The following is a 19,292-nucleotide window of genomic DNA, read 5'->3' as shown; positions in this document are numbered from 1 at the left end:
GAAGCTGACCAGACAGTCGCCGCTTTGTTGCCGTCCCCCCTCGGGGGAGACAGACAGAGGGGAGGAAAGTCCGGGCTCCATAGGGCAGGGTGCCAGGTAACGCCTGGGGGGCGCAAGCCCACGACCAGTGCAACAGAGAGCAAACCGCCGATGGCCCACGCAAGTGGGATCAGGTAAGGGTGAAAGGGTGCGGTAAGAGCGCACCGCGCGGCTGGTAACAGTTCGCGGCACGGTAAACTCCACCCGGAGCAAGGCCAAATAGGGGTTCATAAGGTACGGCCCGTACTGAACCCGGGTAGGCTGCTTGAGCCAGTGAGCGATTGCTGGCCTAGATGAATGACTGTCCACGACAGAACCCGGCTTAACGGTCAGCTTCAACTCATTCAATAAAAAAACCCGCTTCGGCGGGTTTTTTGCTTTTTGTTTTTTCTTCCTGGCGATCAGAATCCAAATTCGCTCAGCTCTGGATGATCGTCCGGTCTGCGCGCGCCCTCCCAGAAAAAGCGGCGATCCTGTTCTTTTATCGGGCAGTCGTTAATACAGGCGTGGCGATTCACCATCAAACCCTGCGCATTAAATTCCCAGTTCTCATTCCCGTAACTGCGATACCAGTGACCGGAATCATCATGCCATTCATAGGCAAAACGTACGGCAATACGATTTTCACTGAATGCCCACAGCTCTTTAATTAGCCGGTAATCCAGTTCCTTTTGCCATTTGCGCTGCAAAAATTTCACCACGTCGGCACGGCCATCGACAAACTCCGCGCGGTTACGCCAGTGGGTATCCGGGGAATACACCAGCGAGACTCTTTTCGCATCGCAGCTGTTCCAGGCATCTTCAGCCAGGCGAACTTTCTGACGAGCGCTTTCTTCGGTAAAGGGAGGAAGAGGGGGACGTGTTTCCATGATGATCTCCAGAGGTATGTAGACAGGTTTGTCTACCTTGATAACAACCATAACTCACGTAGACAGAGCTGTCTACTCCTGAGATAATAATTTAAAAGGAAGGGAAACGATGACTGACAACACGCTGAGCGCTCGCGAGCGCATTCTTCATACCGCCCATGACCTGTTTTATCAGCATGGCGTACGGGCAACCGGGATTGATCGCATCATCAAAGAAGCCGGGGTGACCAAGGTGACGTTCTATCGCCACTTCCCGGCAAAAAACGATCTGATTCTGGCTTTTCTCGGCTATCGGCATACGCGCTGGATTAACTGGTTTCGTACGGAACTGGAGCAGCAGATGCAGATTCACGGTGCGCTGAGCCGGGCACTGCCCGCCACGCTGGGGCAGTGGTTTGCTTCTGAAGAATTTCGCGGCTGTGCGTTTATCAACACGGCGGTGGAGATGGCCCATAGCCTTCCCGAGTCGCTGCCGGTGATACGCCAGCATAAACAGGCGATGACGGAGGTTATCGCCAGCTATCTGTCTGACGACGCTCCGAGCCTGCGTGAGGCGCAAAGGCTGACGTTAATGGTCGATGGGGCGATTGTGATGGCACAGCGCGAGGAAAGCGGGGGGCTGGCCGTCGCGCTGCTACAGGAGTGTCTTACGGAGAGTGGTTTAGACCGGTAAATCAATCACCAGCGCGCGCAGCGGGGTTTCCGCCGTGAGCTGAACGCTCTCTTCTTCCCGCAGAAACGCGCCGTCGCCGCAGGTCAGGGCTTCCCGCTCATGTGAATGGGTCACTGCCGTAAACGCACCGTGAATCGACTGCAGATAGGCGCGCGGCCCGTGCAGTGGGATCCGGTGGCTTTCACCCGGCCGTAATATCACCTGATGGATCCACACCTGCTGGCGGAGCTGCAGGCTGCCTTCGCTGCCGTCCGGTGAGGCCAGCAGTGAACAGGTTTTATCTTCCGGCACGGCAATCCGCTGCACGCGGTTGTTTTCTCGTTCCGGGCAGGCATCCAGCCACAGCTGGAGCCGGGTCAGGCTGCTCTCTTTACTGATGTTATGCTCGCTGTAGCTGATCCCCGGCTGGGTCGCCAGCAGCAGCGCCTCTCCGGCGCGCGCCGTTTCGTGATTGCCTTCGCTGTCACGATATTCCGCCTCGCCCTGCAATATCAGGTTCAGCACATCCACTTTCGGATAGGTTCTGGGTTGAAAGGAAGCCCCTGGTGCCAGCACTTCCTGATTGAGTACGCGAAGGGAAGCGTACCCCAGTAATTTAGGATCGAAATAGTGGCCAAAGGAGAAGGTATAGCGAGCCTGCAGCCAGCCATAATCGGCTTTGCCACACTGTTGCGCTGTACGACTAATAATCATCTCATTCTCCTTAGCCAATCGGGTCTGGCCCGACCATTTATTATTCGGTTATGGTAAGTTTCTGGACTGGTGAATGCCAGCCAGTTAATCTGCTCGGCATATTCAAATTTCCTGACAGAGAAAAGCTATGGCTAAAGATCGTGCTCTGACGCTTGAAGCGCTACGTGTAATGGATGCCATCGATCGCCGCGGAAGTTTTGCCGCCGCAGCGGATGAGCTGGGCAGAGTGCCTTCTGCGCTAAGCTACACCATGCAGAAACTGGAAGAGGAGCTGGACGTGGTGCTGTTTGACCGCTCCGGCCACCGCACCAAATTCACCAACGTCGGGCGGATGTTGCTTGAGCGCGGCCGCGTGCTGCTGGAAGCCGCCGACAAGCTGACGACGGATGCCGAAGCGCTGGCGCGCGGCTGGGAAACCCATCTGACGATTGCCACCGAAGCGCTGGTGTCCACCGAGCTGCTGTTCCCGCTGGTGGAGAAGCTGGCCAATAAAGCCAACACTCAGGTTTCGCTGATGACCGAAGTGCTGGCCGGGGCATGGGAGCGGCTGGAGCAGGGGCGTGCGGATATCGTTATCGCCCCCGATATGCATTTTCGCGCTTCGTCAGAGATCAATACCCGCAAGCTCTATACGCTGATGAGCGTCTATGTTGCCAGCCCGGACCATCCGATTCACCAGGAGCCGGAGCCGCTTTCCGAAACGACGCGGGTAAAATATCGCGGCATCGCGGTGGCGGATACCGCACGCGAAAGGCCCGTATTAACTGTGACCCTGCTGGATAAACAGCAGCGCCTGACGGTCAGCACCATTGAAGATAAGCATCGTGCCTTACTGGCAGGCCTGGGCGTTGGCACTATGCCTTACAGCATGGTTGAACAGGATATTGCCGAGGGACGGCTGCGCGTGGTCAGCCCGGAATATACGCGGGAAGTGGATATTATTATGGCCTGGCGGCGCGACAGCATGGGAGAGGCGAAGGCCTGGTGCCTGCGGGAGATCCCTAAACTGCTGGCGAAGCGTCAGGGATAAGCCCGCAGGCACGATAATCTCTTAAGGCGCAGGGTTAGCCGAGCTGTCCTGCGAATGCTCAATGCCGTCAAACGTTGAGAATGTTTCATAATAGTAATGGCCAACGAAAGCCACGTAGCACAGCATGATGACAGCCAGGCAGAAAGAAACAGTCTTGATCATGGTTCACTCCAGGAAGATAGCTTCCGATTAATCCCGCATTCGCGTTTACATCAGTAAAGATACGTAAGCGCGAATCGGGGGAATTTGTTCCAGATCAATAAAGAGTGCCGATGCTCACCGTTTCTCGGGGATAACCGGTTCTGGCTGCCCTTCAGAGGCGGCCGTTGGAGCCAGCGGGCCTGATGTGCTTTGCAACAGTGCGACAAGGTCATCGACCTGATCGTCTGTCAGGCTGACGCCAACCTGATACTTCAGCATCACCCTCACCGCATCCGACAGGCGGGTTGCGCTACCGTCGTGCAACCACGGCCCGGTCAGGCTGACATTTCGCAGCGTCGGGGTTTTAAAACGGTAGCGGTCTTGTTCATCGTGCGTGACGTTGAAGCGGCCATTATCGGCGTGGGTCAGTCCGCCGCGGTCGGCAAAATAGTCCGCCCATCGTCCCATACGCTCAAAAGACTGCCCGCCGAGATTGACCCCCGTATGGCAGGTGCCGCATTTATTCTGTCGAAACAGAGTCAGTCCCCGTTTTTGCTGTGCGGTTAACGCCTCATTGTCTCCGTTCAGATAACGGTCAAACGGGCCGTGTGGGGTGATAAGCTGCATTTCAAACTGGGCGATGGCATCGGTAAGCGCATAAGGAGAAAGCCCCTGCGGATACAGGGCGCTAAAGGTGGCCTTCAGCGCATCATCGCCGTTCAATTTCGCCATCACCTGTGGCCAGGAAGAGCCCATTTCCACAGGATTCTGGACCGGGCCGCCCGCCTGCTCCGCCAGATCCTTCGCCCGACCGTCCCAGAACTGAGTACGATTAAAGGCCGCATTAAGCACGGTAGGAACATTGATGGGGCCGCGCTGGCCCCTGACGCCCCAAGCCGTCGTCCGGCCATCCATCCCCCCGTTTTGCAGATCGTGGCAGGTTGCACATGACTCAGAGTTATCCGCAGACAGGCGGAGATCGTGAAAAAGGCGTTTGCCGAGTGCTGCTTTGCGGGGATCGACGGGAAGTTCGTCGGGCAGGGGGAGCAGGGCGCTGCCCCGCAGGCTTGCCGGGGTGCCGGGGGGGGTATAAAACTGGGTGCGCTGCCCGACGATCCAGCTTTCCAGCTTCAGACGGTCGTCATCACTGATGTGACCTGACCAGTGCATCATTTTATAAAGTGCGGGGGGCATTTCACCGCTGGCTACCACCGCTTCTATCTTCGCGAGATCGGCTTCCGGGACCGGTTTGTCCTGCCGTATGGCCTGCAGAACGGGGCGAAGATCGAAAAAGCGCATACCGGTAAGAATATCTCTTTCCGTTAACTGCTTCGCTATGGGAAGGCTGGCATAAAAAGGAAGCCTGGCACCGGGGGTATGACAATAATCACAGCCGCGAGCGATGAGAATTTTTTCGATTTCTCCGCCCTTTACGCGGCTGACGCGCCGATCGTCATAGTGATAAACCCAGGCGATCGTCGCCAGCGTGGATAAAACAACCAGTATTGCCAGTCCCGCTATTGTTCTCCTGAACATACTTCCTCTCCCTTGGGTGAAATCATCCTGGGTTCCCCTCTTTAAAGGACGGAACGGTCACTATATTACTCCATTAACCCGGGGGGGATGAGGCGTCTTGAATGATGGGTTTTGCTATTTTTTTATTTAATATCCGTAAGTTATATGACAGGAGGTTTAATAATCATTCGCAATGACTTTTCAGGAACGAAGAAAAACCGCCTCATAATGAGGCGGCGGTCTTTATCCTGGAAATCCGGGTAACGGGGAGATCAGGCGAAGCGTTCATCGCGGCCGTGCGGCTCGTCCCAGTTGAATGCCGGGCCTACCGAAATCACACCGCTCGGGTTGATGGTTTTATGGCTGCGGTAGTAGTGGTGGCGAATATGGGGCAGATTCACCGTATCCGCGATGCCCGGCAGCTGATAAATCTCACGCAGGAAGCCGTTCAGGTTGAGGTAGTCGCCGATGCGGTGTTTGTCGCACTTGAAGTGGGTGACGTAAACCGGATCGAAGCGTACCAGCGTCGTCCACAGGCGTAAATCGGCTTCGGTCAGACGATCCCCTGTCAGGTAGCGACGCTGCCCCAGAATCTGCTCCAGGCGGTCCAGCGAGCTGAACAGCGCCGTTACCGCTTCATCATAGGCCGGCTGGCTGGTGGCAAAGCCCGACTTGTACACGCCGTTATTCACCGTATCGTAGATCCAGCCGTTCAGCTCATCGATTTCATCGCGCAGTTCTACAGGGTAATAGTCCCCGGCCCGCGCGCCAACGCCATCAAACGCGCTGTTGAACATGCGGATAATATCGGCGGATTCGTTGCTGACGATGGTGTGCTGATGTTTATCCCACAGCACCGGCACCGTTACGCGGCCGGTGTAGGTGGGATCCGCATGCAGGTACAGCTGATACAGATATTCGTTCTGATACAGGCTGTCGCCGGTCACATCGGGGAAATCTTCGTCAAAGGTCCAGCCGTTCTCCAGCATCAGCGGATGAACAACGGAAACCGAAATCATCGATTCCAGCCCTTTCAGCTGGCGCATAATCAGCGTGCGGTGTGCCCACGGGCAGGCGAGGGACACATACAAATGGTAGCGGTCGGCTTCGGCGCGGAAGCCACCTTTACCGTGTGGACCGGCGCTGCCGTTGGCCGTGACCCAGTTACGGAATACCGCTTCTGAACGTTTAAAACGACCGCCGGTAGATTTAGTGTCATACCAGTTATCGTGCCATACGCCGTCAATTAGCTGTCCCATCGTTCCTCCCTAAAAATGAAAGGGCGAGGATATGCTCCTCGCCCCGGATTCTTCACTGTAAGTGTAGTGGACTTACCACTTTTTACCCAGCAGACGGTCGATGCTGTACGCGCCAGGTCCCACCAGGCCCAGCAGCAGGTAGCCACCGGAGATTGACAGGTTTTTCATGAACATAATGGAGTTCGGGCCTTCCGCAAAGTTAGTGTGGAAGATAAACGCCGTCAGCAGGGTAAAGGCTGCGGTGAACAGCGCGGTGAAGCGGGTCAGGAAACCGAACAGAATCGCCAGACCGCCGCCGAACTCCAGTAGAATCGTCAGCGGCAGGAAGAAGCCCGGCACGCCCATCGCTTCCATATACTGCTGCGTACCTGCATAGCCGGTGATTTTTCCCCAGCCAGCCACGATAAACAGAATTGGCATCAGGATGCGAGCCACTAAGAAACCGGTATCTTCTAATTTTTTCATAATAATCCCCAACAAGAATTTTCTGGGCCGTGCTATCAGGCGGACCCTGTTTTACTGAGGCATGACGCTGTCTAAGCGCTCAGTGCCGTTCGTTGCTGGAGATAATAGACGGGGCGATAAACGATTGTAAGCGAGATAATCTGTCGAAGTTGTTCAAGAAAATTGGAAAGGATGGCCGCACAGGGCGATGCGGCCAGCATTTAACGTTTTGGCAGGGCGTTACGTACCATGCGCCACGTGCTCCAGGCGCCGATGCCGCGCTTCGCCCAGCGGGTGAGGAAGCGGGGATTGCGTACCGACCAGATGGCAAACACGCCGCTGCCAATCGCCAGGTAGCGTTTGGCATTGACCAGGCTCAGCCAGCCCCGGTCGTAGCGGTCGGTGGCTTCCAGCCAGTCTTTACGTCCTGCGCTGAGATCCAGACGCTGCTGCTGAATCAGCCGCAGCAGATCGGCGGTGCGCTTCTCGCGATCGCGGCGGCTCATTACTCATCCTCCAGCAGCTGACGATCGCTGGCCAGCTCCTTACGGGTGGCGCTAAGCAGCGTGGAACGTCGCGATTTTGCCAGCGTCCACAGGCCAAAAATCAGCGCCAGCGCAAACAGCACGCCGGTGGTGATAGCCATCGCCATCAGCCGGTACTGCGCATCGACGGCCCAGATGACCAGGACCATCAGACTCATCAGGCCAAATGCGGTAAACAGCAGAGTCAGCCCAACCATGATCATCATCTGAATCAGGTTGGCTTTTTCCGCTTCCAGCTCAACCACCGCCAGCCGCACGCGGGTTTCGACAATGCCGACCAGCGTGGTGATGATCCGTTGTCCGATGTTAATGACCCCTTTACCGGGGCCATGGTTTTGCTGGTTATCTGCCATATTAACGACGAGTCAGCAGAACGCCCAGTACAACACCGACCGCTGCGCCGATCCCTACGCTGGTCCACGGATTATCACGGACGTAAACGTCAGCGCGGTCCGCCGCCTCGCGGGTGGTCTGTGCAATGCGCTCACCGGAATCACCCAGACGGGCACGGGTATTCTTCAGTGCGCTCTGCGCTTTACTGTGCAGTTTATCCAGTTCGGTTTTGGATTTTTCACTGGAGGTACTCAGGACTTCTTCCAGCGTATCGGCCAGGGTTTTCAGCTCAGCGCGCAGATGTTCTGACGTGGTATCTTTAGACATGGAAAACTCCTTACTTGTATTAAATGTCATGGCAGACTGCCCGTCTTAGTAGGGGGCTGCCTGCACTTCCTTCAGCTCACGTTGAGCGTCAGCCAGTTTCTTTTCCCGCTTGGCAATTTTCTTGCGGTCGCCACCCTCGTCGCGTTCCTTCTGCAGCTCCTGTTCCCGCTCGGTCACTTTTTTCTGATGCTGCTGAATCTTTTCCTGATGGGCTTTACGAACGCTCTCATCCGAACAGTTAGCGCGCGTCTCGGTCAGCGCCCGTTCCAGGCCATTAATCTGACGTTGATTATTGTGCTGGCGGGCGAAATCGATTTCTTTCTGAATAGCCTGCTCTTTTTGCTGGCAAAGCGGCCCTGCCTGAGCCAGTGAGGCCGCAGTCAGCAGGCCAAGAGCGAGTGTTAAGCGGTATTTCATAGGATGGTGACCTTCCTTTGCAATGACAGCCGGCCAGGGCTGCCGATTTCCTGAACACAGGGTGGTGTAGGGATTTTTAAGCATAGACAGAAAACGAGAAAAGCTCAAAACAGAACGCGCATTTCCCTTGCCTCCCTGCCGGCGATAGGGGGCGTTACGTTCGCAGGGTAATACGATTCACCCAGTTTGCCGCGCCGTGGCCCTCCTGGCGGGCGATATCGAAACCATAGGGCAGCAGCTCGCGCAGCACTTTTTCCGCCGCGTCGCTCTGTTCCTGCGAGTCGAATCTAATTACCAGTGAATCATGGTCCGGGGTAATACTTTTAATGCGAATTCCCTGAGCGCTGAGGGACTGATAGACGTAAAAACCGTCGGGCAGGCTGTTGCCCTGGCGCAGGGTACGGATCTGCAGGGCGGCTTCGCTGCGAAAGAGCGCGGGCAGCAGCGTAACGACCAGCGTCAGCGTCAGCAGCGAGGCGGCCACAAGCCCCAGCCAGGGGACAACGCGCAGGATCGTGGCCGGTAGTTTGAACAGGGAGAGCATGATTACTGGCCTCCCTGCGACGTCTTTTTGCGCCACAGCACGTACAGAGAACCACAGAGGCCAAAGACCAGCAGCACCAGCGGCAGCAGCATCAGGCAGAACATCAGCTGGTCTTCGTATTTGCGAAACAGCGGGGTTTTACCCAGCGCGAAGCCCAGCACGGTCAGGATCAGCACCCACAGCAGGCCGCTCATCCAGTTGAAGAACTGGAAGCGGGCATTGCTCAGGCCGGAAAGCCCGGCGATGGTGGGTAACAGCGTGCGAACAAACGCGATAAACCGCCCAATCAACAGCGCCGAAAGCCCGTGCCGGTGAAACAGCTGATGGGCCCGCTGGTGATACTGCGCGGGGAGATGCGAGAGCCATTTCTGCACCAGCGGCGTATTGCCGAGCCACTTACCCTGGATATAGCTGACCCAGCAGCCCAGGCTGGCGGCGGTTGTGAGGATAAACAGCGTGAGCGGAAAATTCATCGTGCCTTTCGCTATCAGCACGCCGACCAGAATCAGCAGGCTGTCACCGGGCAGAAACGCTGCCGGCAGCAGGCCGTTTTCCAGAAACAGAATCATAAACAGGATGAAATAAAGCGCCCAGACCAGCGTCGGGTCGGCCAGCGTGACGTAATCTTGCTGCCATAAGGCGTGGATTAAATCTTTAAAAATATCCATCATTAGTCCTGAACATCATAGTTGGCCCGATTTAGCGCAATTCTACATGCTGAATTCATCGTTTTAGTGATGCAGATGCTGCGGGCGGCTGAACAGCGTGGCCAGAAAAAGCATCGAAAGCTTAAAGCTTTTTACAAAGGGTAAAAAAAGAAGATAACTGTAACAAAGTTAAGCAGGTCTGGACAGGAAGAAACGCCGGACCAGGGATGTTTTACCGTTGGAGAGGTCCGGCGTGAAGGAGTTTTACACTGGCTGACATAAGTGAACGAAAGCTGACTCAAACGGCTGAGAAAAGTCTACTTTTCGTCGTTGGCGAGGCTATCCAGGGCGATAACCGGATTTTCAGCAAACATGTACCGGTCGACGTTAAATTCAAAGTCATCCGTTGTGGCGTTAAACAGCATCTGCCGGGTGTTCTCAAGATGCTGCCACATGGCCAGCTTGCTGCCCGCTGGGTCCTTACGAATCAACGCTTTCAGGATGTTATCGTGATCTTCACACCAGCTTTCAATCGAGCGCTCGTCGATATGTTCATGCAGTTTCAGCCAGTACGGGTTATACAGGCGGTGCAACCACATTTTTTCAACAATTGCCGCCAGCGCGCTGTTCTGCGTGGAAAGGGCAATCTGCACGTGAAACTTCATGTCCCACTCGGAGTCGCGGAAGCGGTCTTCCCGGCGCGCCTGTTCCTGAATGGACATCAGCTGCACGATATCCTGGCGGGTAACCTGGGTGGCGGCAAACTCGGCGACGTTGCTTTCAATCAGCTGGCGGGCCTGCAGCAGCTCGAAGGGGCCAAAGCTGGCAAACTCCAGCTGGCTGGGGGGCGTCACGCTTTTCTTCTGCTGCTGTGACACCACGTGTATGCCGGAGCCTTTCCGTACTTCAACGTACCCTTCCACTTCCAGCATAATAATCGCCTCGCGCACCACGGTCCGGCTGACGCTCATCTCTTCCGCAATAAACCGCTCGGCGGGCAGCTTGTCGCCAATCTGATACTGGCCCTGTTCAAGGCGCTGTTTCAACTCTGCTGCCAGCTGCTGATAGAGACGACGTGAGTCGATCTGTTGCATGGTCCACGCTCCGATACGCAATAATTTTTCTGAAACCTGTTATACCACTTTCCCCGCGCTAAAAAAACAGACGCTCGGCAGGGTCTTGCAAGGCAGTCTTCCCGTTACTCCACCGGAGGAGGGATAAAGATGTTATACCTTTGCGTCTGAGGTTAAGACCGCGCCGCTAATAACGGTTTGCAAGCCGATCGTGTATTTATATGTTGTTTTACAATGAATTGTATTTTCATCGACCAATCCGTGTCGCTAATCACCCGCAGTTAATAGTGTTTTTTGTGATCTATTTCGCACTATTTATTCAGCGCCTGGCATAATTGGTATGATAACTTTGTTGGTATTGAAACACAGAACTTTCCAGGGGATACCAGATGCAGACGCTGAACCGTGATAATTTTCCCGGCCGCCAGGATGCCGAACGCGTGATCCAGTTCGGTGAGGGCAATTTTCTTCGCGCCTTTATCGACTGGCAGTTAGACCTGCTGAACGAGCACACCGATCTCGATGCCGGTGTGGTGGTGGTCAGGCCGCGCAACAGTGCGGCAAAACGCAGCCTGAACAGCCAGCAGGGGCTGTATACCACGCTGATCCGCGGCATTAACGACGAGGGGAAGGTGGTCAGCGAAGCGCGGCTGATCCGCTCGGTTAACCGCGAAATTCATCCGGTCGATGACTACGAAGAATTCCTGGCGCTGGCGCGTAATCCGGAGATGAAGTTTGTCTTCTCCAATACCACCGAAGCGGGCATCAGCCTGGATGCTGCCGACACCCTGGAGAGCGCACCGCCTGCCAGCTTCCCGGCCAAGCTGACCCGACTGCTGCTGGAGCGCTGGCAGCACTTTGACGGCGCGGCGGATAAAGGCTGGGTGATCCTGCCCTGCGAACTGATCGACGATAACGGTGCCGCGCTGCGTGAACTGGTTCTGCGCCTGGCCCGCGACTGGCAGCTGCCGGCGGCGTTTGCTCAGTGGATTGAGCAGAACAATACCTTCTGCTCGACGCTGGTGGACCGCATTGTGACCGGCTACCCCGACGATGCCGGCGACCTGCACGCGGAGCTGGGCTATCGCGACGACTATCTGGTGGCCGGTGAGGTTTACTACCAGCTGATAATTGAAGGACCGGAATGGGTGGCCCGGGCGCTGCGCCTTGACCAGCTTTCCCTGAACATTCGTATGGTTGACGACATTGCGCCGTATAAGGCCCGCAAGGTGGCGATCCTCAACGGCGCGCACACCGCGATGGTGCCGGTGGCGTTCCTCGCCGGGCTGGATACCGTCGGTGAAGCGATGGATGACGCCGATGTGGCCGCCTTTATCGATGCCACCCTGCGTCAGGAGATTATCCCGACGCTGGCGCAGTCCCCGGACGAGCTGAACGCCTTCGCCGATGCGGTACTCAACCGCTTCCGCAACCCGTTTATCCGCCATCAGCTCAGCGCGATTGCGCTGAACGGCATGACCAAGTTCCGCACCCGACTGCTGCCCGCGCTGCTGACGCAGATTGAACAGCAGGGTGCGCCCTCACCGCGACTGAGCTTTGCCTTTGCGGCACTGCTGGCGTACTACCGCGGTGAGCGCAGCGGCACCCGCTACCCGCTGCAGGACGACGCCCGCTGGCTGGAGCGCTTTGCTTCGCTGTGGCCGCTGGCGGAGGCACACGATATCCCCCTCGGCCAGCTGGTCAGCGAGGTGCTGGCCGATGATGCCCACTGGGGGCAGGATCTGAACCGTCTTCCGGGCCTGACGGCGAGCGTGATCGCTCAGCTGGAACAGATTATTACCGTTGGTATGCGCGCCACGCTGGCGCAGATTAAGTAAGGTATTCGCGATGCAAAGTCTGAAAATTCACGATCTGGATAATGTTGCCGTCGCGCTGCGCGACCTGGAAGAGGGCGAGCAGGTCACTATCGGCCAGCATTCCGTGGTGCTGGCCCAGCCGGTCGGGCGCGGGCATAAATTTGCCCTCCAGCCGCTGGAAACCGGCGACCTGGTGATGAAATATGGCCTGCCGATCGGCCATGCTACCCACCCGGTTGCCCCAGGCGAAATTATTCACTCACAGAACGCACGCACCAACCTGAGCGACCTGGATGAGTATGAATACCTGCCTGACTTCGCCACCGTGCCGCCGCAGGCAGCGGATCGTGAGGTGCAGATCTTCCGCCGTGATAATGGCGACGTCGGCATCCGTAACGAACTGTGGATCCTGCCGACGGTCGGCTGCGTTAACGGTATTGCCCGACAGATCCTGCAGCGCTTCCTGAAAGAGACTAATCAGGCGGAAGGCATCGACGGCGTGCATCTGTTCAGCCATACCTTCGGCTGCTCGCAGCTGGGGCAGGACCATGAGAACACCCGTACCATGCTGCAGAACATGGTGCGCCACCCGAATGCCGGGGCGGTGCTGGTGATCGGCCTCGGCTGTGAAAACAACCAGGTGGATGAGTTCCGCGAGACGCTGGGCGCGTATGACGACAGCCGCGTGCGCTACATGATTTGCCAGCAGCAGGATGATGAAGTGGAAGCGGGGCTGGAACAGCTGCACGCGCTGTACGAAATGATGCGCCACGATCGACGCCAGCCGGGCAAACTCAGCGAACTGAAGTTCGGCCTGGAGTGCGGCGGCTCGGACGGGCTTTCCGGTATTACCGCCAACCCGCTGCTGGGCCGCTTCTCGGACCAGATGATCGCCAACGGCGGAACCACCGTGCTGACCGAAGTGCCGGAAATGTTCGGTGCGGAGCGTATTCTGATGAGCCGCTGCCGCGACGAGTCGACCTTCGAGAAAACCGTCAGCATGGTGAACGACTTCAAGAAGTACTTTATCGCCCACAACCAGCCGATCTATGAAAACCCGTCACCGGGCAACAAAGCGGGCGGTATCACCACCCTGGAAGAGAAGTCGCTGGGCTGTACGCAGAAAGCCGGGCAGAGCCAGGTGGTGGACGTGCTGAAATACGGCGAGCGCCTGAAAGAGCCGGGCCTGAACCTGCTCAGCGCGCCGGGCAACGATGCGGTCGCCACCAGCGCGCTGGCCGGTGCGGGCTGCCATATGGTGCTGTTCAGCACCGGTCGCGGCACGCCGTACGGTGGATTTGTGCCGACGGTGAAGCTGGCGACCAACAGCGAGCTGGCGAAGAAGAAGCCGCACTGGATCGACTTCGATGCCGGTCAGCTGATTCACGGCACCGAGATGCCGGACCTGCTGGCGAGCTTTGTGGATACCATCGTTGAGATTGCGAACGGGCGACCGGCGCGCAACGAAGTGAATGAGTTCCGCGAGTTGGCGATCTTTAAAAGTGGTGTGACGCTGTAAGGCTGAAGGAGGGATGCTGCGGACTTTGACAGGAGGTATTGACGGTCTGCGGTGAGTTCAGCATTGATAGCCGATTAAACTTGTACGCCGCCTGTTGCGGGCGTTACGGCCTGGTTTCCCACAGAGAGGGAAACCAGGCCGGTCGGGATTACTCTTGCGTTTGCGACTTCACCACGCCCGCACGGCGGTCTTCCGCCATACAGGCCGCGGCGGTAAACAGAATATCCGCCGACGAGTTCAGTGCGGTTTCCGCCGAATCCTGCAGTACGCCAATAATAAAGCCCACCGCCACCACCTGCATGGCCACCTCATTCGGAATACCGAACATGTTACAGGCCACCGGGATCAGCAGCAGCGAACCACCGGCCACGCCGGATGCGCCACAGGCACAGATCGACGCCACCAGGCTCAGCAGAATGGCCGTGCCGACATCCACTTGAATCCCCAAGGTATTCACCGCCGCCAGCGTCAGCACGGTAATGGTGATGGAGGCTCCCGCCATACTGATGTTCGCCCCGATTGGAATCGAGACGGAGTAGGTGTCTTCATCCAGATTCAGCTTTTTCGCCAGCGCCATATTCACCGGAATATTCGCCGCCGAGCTGCGGGTAAAGAAGGCGGTCACGCCGCTTTCGCGCAGGCAGGTAAACACCAGCGGATACGGGTTGCGGCGGATCTGCCACCACACCAGAATCGGGTTAAATACCAGCGCCATCAGCAGCATACAGCCGAGCAGCAGGCCCAGCAGGTGGGCGTAGTCCCACAGCGCTTCAAAGCCGGTTGAGGCCAGAATTGAACCGACCAGGCCAAAGATGCCGATCGGCGCAAAGCGGATCACCACGCGTACCAGGCGGGTCACGGCATCCGACGCATCGCTGAGGAAGGTACGGGTGGTGGCGCTGCTGTGGCGGAACGCCAGGCCCAGGCCGATACCCCACACCAGAATGCCGATATAGTTGGCTTTCATCAGCGCTTCAATCGGGTTGGCCACCATGCTCATCAGCAGGCCGTCGAGCACTTCCAGGATGCCGGAAGGCGGGGTGATTTCGGTACTGGCCGCGCGCAGCGTCAGGCTCTGCGGCAGCAGGTGGCTGGCAACGACGGCAACCACCGCCGCGCAGAAGGTGCTGAGCAGATACAGCATAACGATCGGGCGAATATTGGTTTTCTGGCCCTGCTGATGGCTGGCGATGGAGGCGATCACCAGCACCAGCACCAGAACGGGCGCCACGGCTTTCAGGGCGCTAACGAACAGCTCGCCCAGCAGGCCCACGGCCAGCGCATTGCTTTTAGAGAACCAGGCCAGGGCGATACCCGCCAGCAGTCCGATCATGATTTGTGTTACCAGGCTTCCCTGCATCAGGCGCTGGATGACCCCGCGACCCCTGTTTTCTTTACTCATAGTTTTAAATCACTGTCGTTATCTATAGTTCTGCCGCACGGCACTGAATGCGGCGGCTTCTGTGTGTTTGCGCAGGGAAGTATAAGGAAATGTTCTGTCAGGGGAAGGGGAAATTCGGAATTAGCCGCTGTCGATCGGCGTAAAGCCGTGCTGCGGCACAAAATGCCCGCAGCATCAGACGAGAGGGATGATCAGCAGTTTAACGTCGGTTCCTGCCCGTCGGCCGGGAATACCACGCCGGTCTGGCGGCGGATTTCCGTCAGCAGCCGCGCCATGCTTAACGAGTAGTTCAGACCGGGATGGTTAATCTCGTTGCTTTCAATCAGGCGGGCAAAGGTTTCTGCTTCGTACAGCATGGTGTTGATATGCTGCGGCTGGCTGAGATCCTGCGGTTTCGCGCCGCGCGCCACAAAGCTGACGTTCTGGCATTCGGAAACGTGCTCAATCACCAGTGAACCGGCTTCCCCCTGGATCTCGCTCGGCAGCACCGACTGGCTGATTTTGGAATGCTGCAGGGTCACGTCGAAGCTGCCGTAGTCCAGCAGCACGGTGCCCGCACCGTCCACGCCGCTTTCCAGCAGCGTGGCGCTGGCGGTGACCTTCTGCGGCTCGCCCCACAGGCTGACCGCCGTACCCAGGCAGTAGTAGCCAATATCCATAATCGAGCCGTTGGACCAGCGCGGATTAAAGGTATTCGGGTTTTCACCGTCAAGGTAGCGCTGGTAGCGGGAAGAGTACTGGCAGTAGTTAATCAGCGCCTTACGCAGGATGCCGATCTTTGGCAGCGACTGCTGTAGCAGCTGGAAGTTCGGCAGGCTGGCGGTTTTGAAGGCTTCGAACAGCACAACCTGATGTTCACGCGCGCAGGCCACCATCTCTTCCACTTCACGCAGGTTCGACGCCAGCGGCTTTTCACACATCACGTGCTTGCGCTGGCGTAAGAACAGCAGGGACTGCGGGCAGTGCAGAGCGTTCGGGCTGGCGATATAAACCGCATCGATCAGATCGGACTGGGCCATCTCTTCCAGCGAGTCAAAAAGCTGCTCTACCGGATAATCGCTGGCGAAGGTCTGCGCCTGTTCAAGGGTGCGGGAATAGACGGCGGTCAGCTTAAACTTACCCGTTTCATGAGCGGCATCGACAAACTGACGGGTGATCCAGTTGGTTCCAACGACGGCAAAGCGAATCATAGTATAGTCCGTTCTCTAAGCAGGCCGGGCGGTAGCGGCCAAAAAGGGAAAAGGCAGATTAACATGCGGCAGCCCGGGTGCAATGGCTAAAAACGTCATGCCGACGTCGCGGTCACGATTTGATTTTTCGCCGCCGCTCTCGCACGATAGAGAAAAGAATTTCGGGGTAAAACGATGTCCATTGGCACTAAACATGCACTTAACTGGACCAGCATTCTGGTGGCGATCCCGGTCGGGCTGGTGGCGTCGCTGGTCACGCTGGGCTTTCGCCAACTGATCGAGCTTATCGATCTGCTGCTGTTCGGCGGTCAGCAGGATATCACCGAGGCCATGCACGTCTACCCCTGGTATTTCTGGCCGCTGATCGTGGGCGGCGGCGGGCTGATTGCCGGATTTTTCCTGCGCTATGCCGCGGCGTTAGAACAGAAGGAAACGATTCGCACCGATTATCTGGATGTGATCAACGCCCGGCTGGACAGTGTGCCCACCCGGACCTCGCTGTTTCGCGGCCTCTCCTCGCTGGCCAGTATCAGCAGCGGTGCCTCCATTGGTCGGGAAGGGCCGATGGTGCAGCTGTCGGCGCTGAGCGGCAGCCTGATGGGGCGCTGGCTGTTCAAATCCCTGCCGCTGAAAAACAGCGACGTGGTGGCGATGGCCGCCGCCGCCGGTCTGTCGTCGGTCTATCATGCGCCGCTGGCGTCGGCGATCTTCGTGGCGGAAATCGCCTTCGGCATTTCGGCCATGCAGCGCCTGATCCCGCTGATTATCGCCTCCGGCGTTGCGGTGCTGACCATGTGGTCGCTGGGCTACCGGTCGGCGATTTATCCCTTTTCCCACGCGCAGTTTGAGCTGACGCCGGACAGCATTCTGCTGACGGTGGGGGTCGGCCTGCTGGCCGGGCTGTTCGGCTGGGCGATGATCTGGCTGATTGGGCAGAGCAAGCGGCAGTTCGCCCGCATCGGCAGCCTGCCGCTGCGGCTGGGGCTGGGCGGCGTGCTGGTGGGGGCGCTGGCGATCGGCAGCACGCAGATCCTCGGCAACGGCTACGAGGTGATCGTGCGCATTATGGCGGGCAGCTTCCTGCTGCCGATGCTGGCGGCGCTGCTGCTGCTAAAAATGCTGGCAACGGCGATCTCGGTCGGGTCCAGCGCGGTGGGCGGTCTGTTCACCCCGGCACTGCTGATTGGTGCGCTGATGGGGCAGCTGGTGGCGCTGGTGGCCATCATGGCCGGCGTGCCGGTCAGCAACGCCGAAGTCTTTGCCGCCGTCGGCATGGGGGCGGTGCTGTCATCGGTAAGCCAGGCGCCGCTGATGGCGATGCTGATGGTGCTGGAGATGACGCTCAACAGCAGCCTGCTGTTCCCCACCATGATCGCCTGCGTGCTGGCGTCGATGCTGGCCTATCGCCTGCAGTCGGGCAGCACCTACTCGGTGGTCAACAGCCACTTCAGCCGTTCGGATGCCAAATTCGATTTTGATAACGGCATTATCTCGCAGTTTATCGTCTCCGGCGCGGCGCTGACGCCGGAGGATTCGGTAGGCAAAGCGCTGGCGGTAAGCTCGCTGAAGCGCGAGCGCTTTGTTTATGTCATCGACCATAAAGGCACCTTCCTCGGCGCGGTCTCGATTCACGATATCTCGCATAAGGTGCTGGATAAGGAGATTACCCTGACCTCGCCGGTGAGCTGCGTGATGGACGCCAGCTTCCCGACCATCTTTGAAAACCAGACTATTCGGGAAGGCTGGGAGGCGTTCGCCCGCATCACCCTGGAGCGCCTGCCGGTACTGAACAATCCGCGGGAGCGAAAATACGTCGGGGCGCTGACCAAAACCAGCCTGATCCAAAAGGCGAAGGACTTTATTTGAGGCTAAAGGTGTGCGCCTTACCCGCCGGAAGCAGGTAAGGCGTCTGGTCTGCGTCAACTCGTTATATAACCGGTTGCTTGCTGGTTTTTCGCCTGCGTTACCGTCTGGCAATGCGCTTCAGATCCGCGCCCGGCACTACAGCCCGGCGATGCGCCGCAGATCCGCTTCCGCGCCCGGTGCCACCGCCAGCACCTGCGCGCCTTTCAGCAGGCGGTCGCCTTCGGTATTAAACGGGTGATACCAGCCGCCCGCCTCTTTGACCAGGCAGTAACCGGCCAGGCAGTCCCAGGCGTGCATGTAGGGTTCGTAGTAGCCCACCACGCGGCCTGCGGCCACCCAGGCCAGCATCAGCGCACCGGACCCGATGCGGATAAAGTTGCCGCCCGCATCCAGCAGCGAGGCCAGAATTTTCCCCACCTCATCCGGGCTGACGTAGCTGTTGGCACCAAAACCGGTGACGTGGTTCTGCAGCGTGCGGGCAGGGTCAACCTGTAAACGCTTGCCGTTCAGCGTGGCCCCGTGGCCCAGCGCGGCGACGTAGCACTCCTGATACCAGGGGGCATAAATCACCCCGATGACCGGCACGCCGTCCTGCAGCACCGCCACCGAGACGCACCAGTTTGGCATGCCGTTGAGGAACGGGCTGGTGCCGTCAATCGGATCGACCACCCAGGTATAGCCCGATGAGCCTCCCTGCAGCCCGTACTCTTCACCCAGAAAGCCGTCGTCCGGGTACTGCGCGCGGATCTGCTGGTCGATCATCTGCTCGACTTCGCGGTCGGCCTTTGAAACGACATCCTGCAAATCATGTTTGGTTTCCACCACCAGGCTGTCGCGCTGATGGAAATACGCCAGCGCCTTTTCTCCCCCGGCGCGCGCCACCTTTTCCGCCAGCGCCAGCCGCGCCAGCAGTGCATCATGGGTCACTGATTCACTCATTATCTATCCT

At 57.9% G+C, this 19,292-nt stretch carries 21 protein-coding genes and 1 other RNA gene; 6 read left to right on the top strand and 16 right to left on the bottom strand.

Features of this window, described 5'->3' with window-relative positions:
- Positions 1 to 380: RNase P RNA component class A (rnpB, locus tag PGH32_RS15395), an RNA gene on the top strand.
- A gap of 60 nt (positions 381 to 440) precedes the next feature.
- On the opposite strand, the gene PGH32_RS15390 is transcribed toward rnpB, so the two are convergent.
- Positions 441 to 908 (bottom strand): nuclear transport factor 2 family protein, encoded by a 468-nt coding sequence (locus tag PGH32_RS15390; protein ID WP_337894480.1) that lies wholly within the window; start codon positions 906 to 908, stop codon positions 441 to 443.
- Between the two features lie 109 nt (positions 909 to 1,017).
- Between PGH32_RS15390 and PGH32_RS15385 the strand changes: the two genes are divergently transcribed.
- Positions 1,018 to 1,581 carry a TetR/AcrR family transcriptional regulator gene (locus tag PGH32_RS15385; RefSeq protein ID WP_337894479.1) on the top strand — a complete coding sequence of 188 codons (564 nt, stop codon included), beginning with the start codon at positions 1,018 to 1,020 and terminating at the stop codon, positions 1,579 to 1,581.
- Here PGH32_RS15385 and PGH32_RS15380 read toward each other — a convergent pair.
- Positions 1,570 to 2,274, bottom strand: a complete 705-nt coding sequence (locus PGH32_RS15380; protein WP_337894478.1) for a pirin family protein — start codon at positions 2,272 to 2,274, stop codon at positions 1,570 to 1,572. The genes PGH32_RS15385 and PGH32_RS15380 overlap by 12 nt on opposite strands.
- A gap of 127 nt (positions 2,275 to 2,401) precedes the next feature.
- On the opposite strand from PGH32_RS15380, the gene PGH32_RS15375 reads away from it, so the two are divergent.
- Positions 2,402 to 3,304, top strand: a complete 903-nt coding sequence (locus tag PGH32_RS15375) for a LysR family transcriptional regulator (protein WP_123331559.1) — start codon at positions 2,402 to 2,404, stop codon at positions 3,302 to 3,304.
- Positions 3,305 to 3,325: 21 nt separating this feature from the next.
- Here the strand turns inward: PGH32_RS15375 and PGH32_RS15370 are convergent, their stop codons facing one another.
- From PGH32_RS15370 to exuR, 11 genes are all read right to left on the bottom strand, one after another.
- The gene (locus PGH32_RS15370) at positions 3,326 to 3,466 is read right to left on the bottom strand and encodes a hypothetical protein (protein ID WP_314417743.1); all 141 of its coding nucleotides are present in this window, start codon (positions 3,464 to 3,466) and stop codon (positions 3,326 to 3,328) included.
- A gap of 114 nt (positions 3,467 to 3,580) precedes the next feature.
- Positions 3,581 to 4,981: a cytochrome c peroxidase gene (locus tag PGH32_RS15365; RefSeq protein ID WP_337894477.1), complete on the bottom strand. Its 1,401-nt coding sequence runs from the start codon at positions 4,979 to 4,981 to the stop codon at positions 3,581 to 3,583.
- A 251-nt stretch (positions 4,982 to 5,232) separates the two neighbouring features.
- Positions 5,233 to 6,219, bottom strand: coding sequence for a glutathione S-transferase family protein (locus tag PGH32_RS15360; protein WP_337894476.1), 987 nt, complete (start codon positions 6,217 to 6,219; stop codon positions 5,233 to 5,235).
- A 72-nt stretch (positions 6,220 to 6,291) separates the two neighbouring features.
- On the bottom strand, positions 6,292 to 6,684 hold the full coding sequence (locus PGH32_RS15355) for a DoxX family protein (protein WP_105592318.1): 393 nt from the start codon (positions 6,682 to 6,684) through the stop codon (positions 6,292 to 6,294).
- Positions 6,685 to 6,884: 200 nt separating this feature from the next.
- A complete protein-coding gene (locus PGH32_RS15350) occupies positions 6,885 to 7,169 on the bottom strand; it encodes a YqjK-like family protein (RefSeq protein WP_200543425.1) in 285 nt (94 codons plus the stop codon).
- Complete coding sequence (locus PGH32_RS15345) at positions 7,169 to 7,561, bottom strand: phage holin family protein (protein ID WP_200543427.1); 393 nt, start codon at positions 7,559 to 7,561, stop codon at positions 7,169 to 7,171. Before PGH32_RS15345 ends, PGH32_RS15350 begins: the two co-directional genes overlap by 1 nt.
- A 1-nt stretch (position 7,562) precedes the next feature.
- Positions 7,563 to 7,868: a DUF883 family protein gene (locus tag PGH32_RS15340; protein ID WP_123331551.1), complete on the bottom strand. Its 306-nt coding sequence runs from the start codon at positions 7,866 to 7,868 to the stop codon at positions 7,563 to 7,565.
- A gap of 45 nt (positions 7,869 to 7,913) precedes the next feature.
- Positions 7,914 to 8,285: a DUF1090 domain-containing protein gene (locus PGH32_RS15335; protein WP_314418091.1), complete on the bottom strand. Its 372-nt coding sequence runs from the start codon at positions 8,283 to 8,285 to the stop codon at positions 7,914 to 7,916.
- 154 nt (positions 8,286 to 8,439) lie between these two features.
- Complete coding sequence (gene mzrA, locus PGH32_RS15330; protein WP_314417753.1) at positions 8,440 to 8,829, bottom strand: EnvZ/OmpR regulon moderator MzrA; 390 nt, start codon at positions 8,827 to 8,829, stop codon at positions 8,440 to 8,442.
- 2 nt (positions 8,830 to 8,831) lie between these two features.
- Positions 8,832 to 9,497 (bottom strand): DedA family protein, encoded by a 666-nt coding sequence (locus PGH32_RS15325; protein ID WP_200543436.1) that lies wholly within the window; start codon positions 9,495 to 9,497, stop codon positions 8,832 to 8,834.
- 296 nt (positions 9,498 to 9,793) lie between these two features.
- Entirely contained in the window at positions 9,794 to 10,570 is a 777-nt protein-coding gene (gene exuR / locus PGH32_RS15320) for a transcriptional regulator ExuR (protein ID WP_314417756.1), read from the bottom strand.
- Between the two features lie 368 nt (positions 10,571 to 10,938).
- On the opposite strand from exuR, the gene PGH32_RS15315 reads away from it, so the two are divergent.
- Both PGH32_RS15315 and PGH32_RS15310 read left to right on the top strand, forming a co-directional pair.
- On the top strand, positions 10,939 to 12,387 hold the full coding sequence (locus tag PGH32_RS15315; protein ID WP_337894474.1) for a tagaturonate reductase: 1,449 nt from the start codon (positions 10,939 to 10,941) through the stop codon (positions 12,385 to 12,387).
- A 10-nt stretch (positions 12,388 to 12,397) separates the two neighbouring features.
- Positions 12,398 to 13,885: a UxaA family hydrolase gene (locus PGH32_RS15310; protein ID WP_314417758.1), complete on the top strand. Its 1,488-nt coding sequence runs from the start codon at positions 12,398 to 12,400 to the stop codon at positions 13,883 to 13,885.
- A gap of 148 nt (positions 13,886 to 14,033) precedes the next feature.
- On the opposite strand, the gene sstT is transcribed toward PGH32_RS15310, so the two are convergent.
- Both sstT and PGH32_RS15300 read right to left on the bottom strand, forming a co-directional pair.
- Positions 14,034 to 15,287 carry a serine/threonine transporter SstT gene (gene sstT, locus PGH32_RS15305; RefSeq protein ID WP_337894473.1) on the bottom strand — a complete coding sequence of 418 codons (1,254 nt, stop codon included), beginning with the start codon at positions 15,285 to 15,287 and terminating at the stop codon, positions 14,034 to 14,036.
- A gap of 191 nt (positions 15,288 to 15,478) precedes the next feature.
- Positions 15,479 to 16,477 carry a Gfo/Idh/MocA family protein gene (locus PGH32_RS15300; RefSeq protein ID WP_337894472.1) on the bottom strand — a complete coding sequence of 333 codons (999 nt, stop codon included), beginning with the start codon at positions 16,475 to 16,477 and terminating at the stop codon, positions 15,479 to 15,481.
- 174 nt (positions 16,478 to 16,651) lie between these two features.
- On the opposite strand from PGH32_RS15300, the gene PGH32_RS15295 reads away from it, so the two are divergent.
- Positions 16,652 to 18,343, top strand: a complete 1,692-nt coding sequence (locus tag PGH32_RS15295; protein WP_314417765.1) for a chloride channel protein — start codon at positions 16,652 to 16,654, stop codon at positions 18,341 to 18,343.
- Positions 18,344 to 18,478: 135 nt separating this feature from the next.
- Here the strand turns inward: PGH32_RS15295 and PGH32_RS15290 are convergent, their stop codons facing one another.
- Entirely contained in the window at positions 18,479 to 19,282 is an 804-nt protein-coding gene (locus PGH32_RS15290) for an inositol monophosphatase family protein (protein WP_337894471.1), read from the bottom strand.
- Between the last annotated feature and the right edge of the window lie 10 nt (positions 19,283 to 19,292).

Source organism: Erwinia sp. SLM-02, assembly GCF_037450285.1.
Taxonomy (GTDB): domain Bacteria; phylum Pseudomonadota; class Gammaproteobacteria; order Enterobacterales; family Enterobacteriaceae; genus Erwinia.
Note: the sequence above shows the minus strand (reverse complement) of the source record. Positions and strands in the feature narration are given on the sequence as shown.

Bases quoted from the DNA above. Each gene is read 5' to 3' on its own strand.
- PGH32_RS15390 (WP_337894480.1), bottom strand. From the start codon at position 908: ATGGAAACACGTCCCCCTCTTCCTCCCTTTACCGAAGAAAGCGCTCGT.
- PGH32_RS15385 (WP_337894479.1), top strand. From the start codon at position 1,018: ATGACTGACAACACGCTGAGCGCTCGCGAGCGCATTCTTCATACCGCC.
- PGH32_RS15380 (WP_337894478.1), bottom strand. From the start codon at position 2,274: ATGATTATTAGTCGTACAGCGCAACAGTGTGGCAAAGCCGATTATGGC.
- PGH32_RS15375 (WP_123331559.1), top strand. From the start codon at position 2,402: ATGGCTAAAGATCGTGCTCTGACGCTTGAAGCGCTACGTGTAATGGAT.
- PGH32_RS15370 (WP_314417743.1), bottom strand. From the start codon at position 3,466: ATGATCAAGACTGTTTCTTTCTGCCTGGCTGTCATCATGCTGTGCTAC.
- PGH32_RS15365 (WP_337894477.1), bottom strand. From the start codon at position 4,981: ATGTTCAGGAGAACAATAGCGGGACTGGCAATACTGGTTGTTTTATCC.
- PGH32_RS15360 (WP_337894476.1), bottom strand. From the start codon at position 6,219: ATGGGACAGCTAATTGACGGCGTATGGCACGATAACTGGTATGACACT.
- PGH32_RS15355 (WP_105592318.1), bottom strand. From the start codon at position 6,684: ATGAAAAAATTAGAAGATACCGGTTTCTTAGTGGCTCGCATCCTGATG.
- PGH32_RS15350 (WP_200543425.1), bottom strand. From the start codon at position 7,169: ATGAGCCGCCGCGATCGCGAGAAGCGCACCGCCGATCTGCTGCGGCTG.
- PGH32_RS15345 (WP_200543427.1), bottom strand. From the start codon at position 7,561: ATGGCAGATAACCAGCAAAACCATGGCCCCGGTAAAGGGGTCATTAAC.
- PGH32_RS15340 (WP_123331551.1), bottom strand. From the start codon at position 7,868: ATGTCTAAAGATACCACGTCAGAACATCTGCGCGCTGAGCTGAAAACC.
- PGH32_RS15335 (WP_314418091.1), bottom strand. From the start codon at position 8,285: ATGAAATACCGCTTAACACTCGCTCTTGGCCTGCTGACTGCGGCCTCA.
- mzrA (WP_314417753.1), bottom strand. From the start codon at position 8,829: ATGCTCTCCCTGTTCAAACTACCGGCCACGATCCTGCGCGTTGTCCCC.
- PGH32_RS15325 (WP_200543436.1), bottom strand. From the start codon at position 9,497: ATGGATATTTTTAAAGATTTAATCCACGCCTTATGGCAGCAAGATTAC.
- exuR (WP_314417756.1), bottom strand. From the start codon at position 10,570: ATGCAACAGATCGACTCACGTCGTCTCTATCAGCAGCTGGCAGCAGAG.
- PGH32_RS15315 (WP_337894474.1), top strand. From the start codon at position 10,939: ATGCAGACGCTGAACCGTGATAATTTTCCCGGCCGCCAGGATGCCGAA.
- PGH32_RS15310 (WP_314417758.1), top strand. From the start codon at position 12,398: ATGCAAAGTCTGAAAATTCACGATCTGGATAATGTTGCCGTCGCGCTG.
- sstT (WP_337894473.1), bottom strand. From the start codon at position 15,287: ATGAGTAAAGAAAACAGGGGTCGCGGGGTCATCCAGCGCCTGATGCAG.
- PGH32_RS15300 (WP_337894472.1), bottom strand. From the start codon at position 16,477: ATGATTCGCTTTGCCGTCGTTGGAACCAACTGGATCACCCGTCAGTTT.
- PGH32_RS15295 (WP_314417765.1), top strand. From the start codon at position 16,652: ATGTCCATTGGCACTAAACATGCACTTAACTGGACCAGCATTCTGGTG.
- PGH32_RS15290 (WP_337894471.1), bottom strand. From the start codon at position 19,282: ATGAGTGAATCAGTGACCCATGATGCACTGCTGGCGCGGCTGGCGCTG.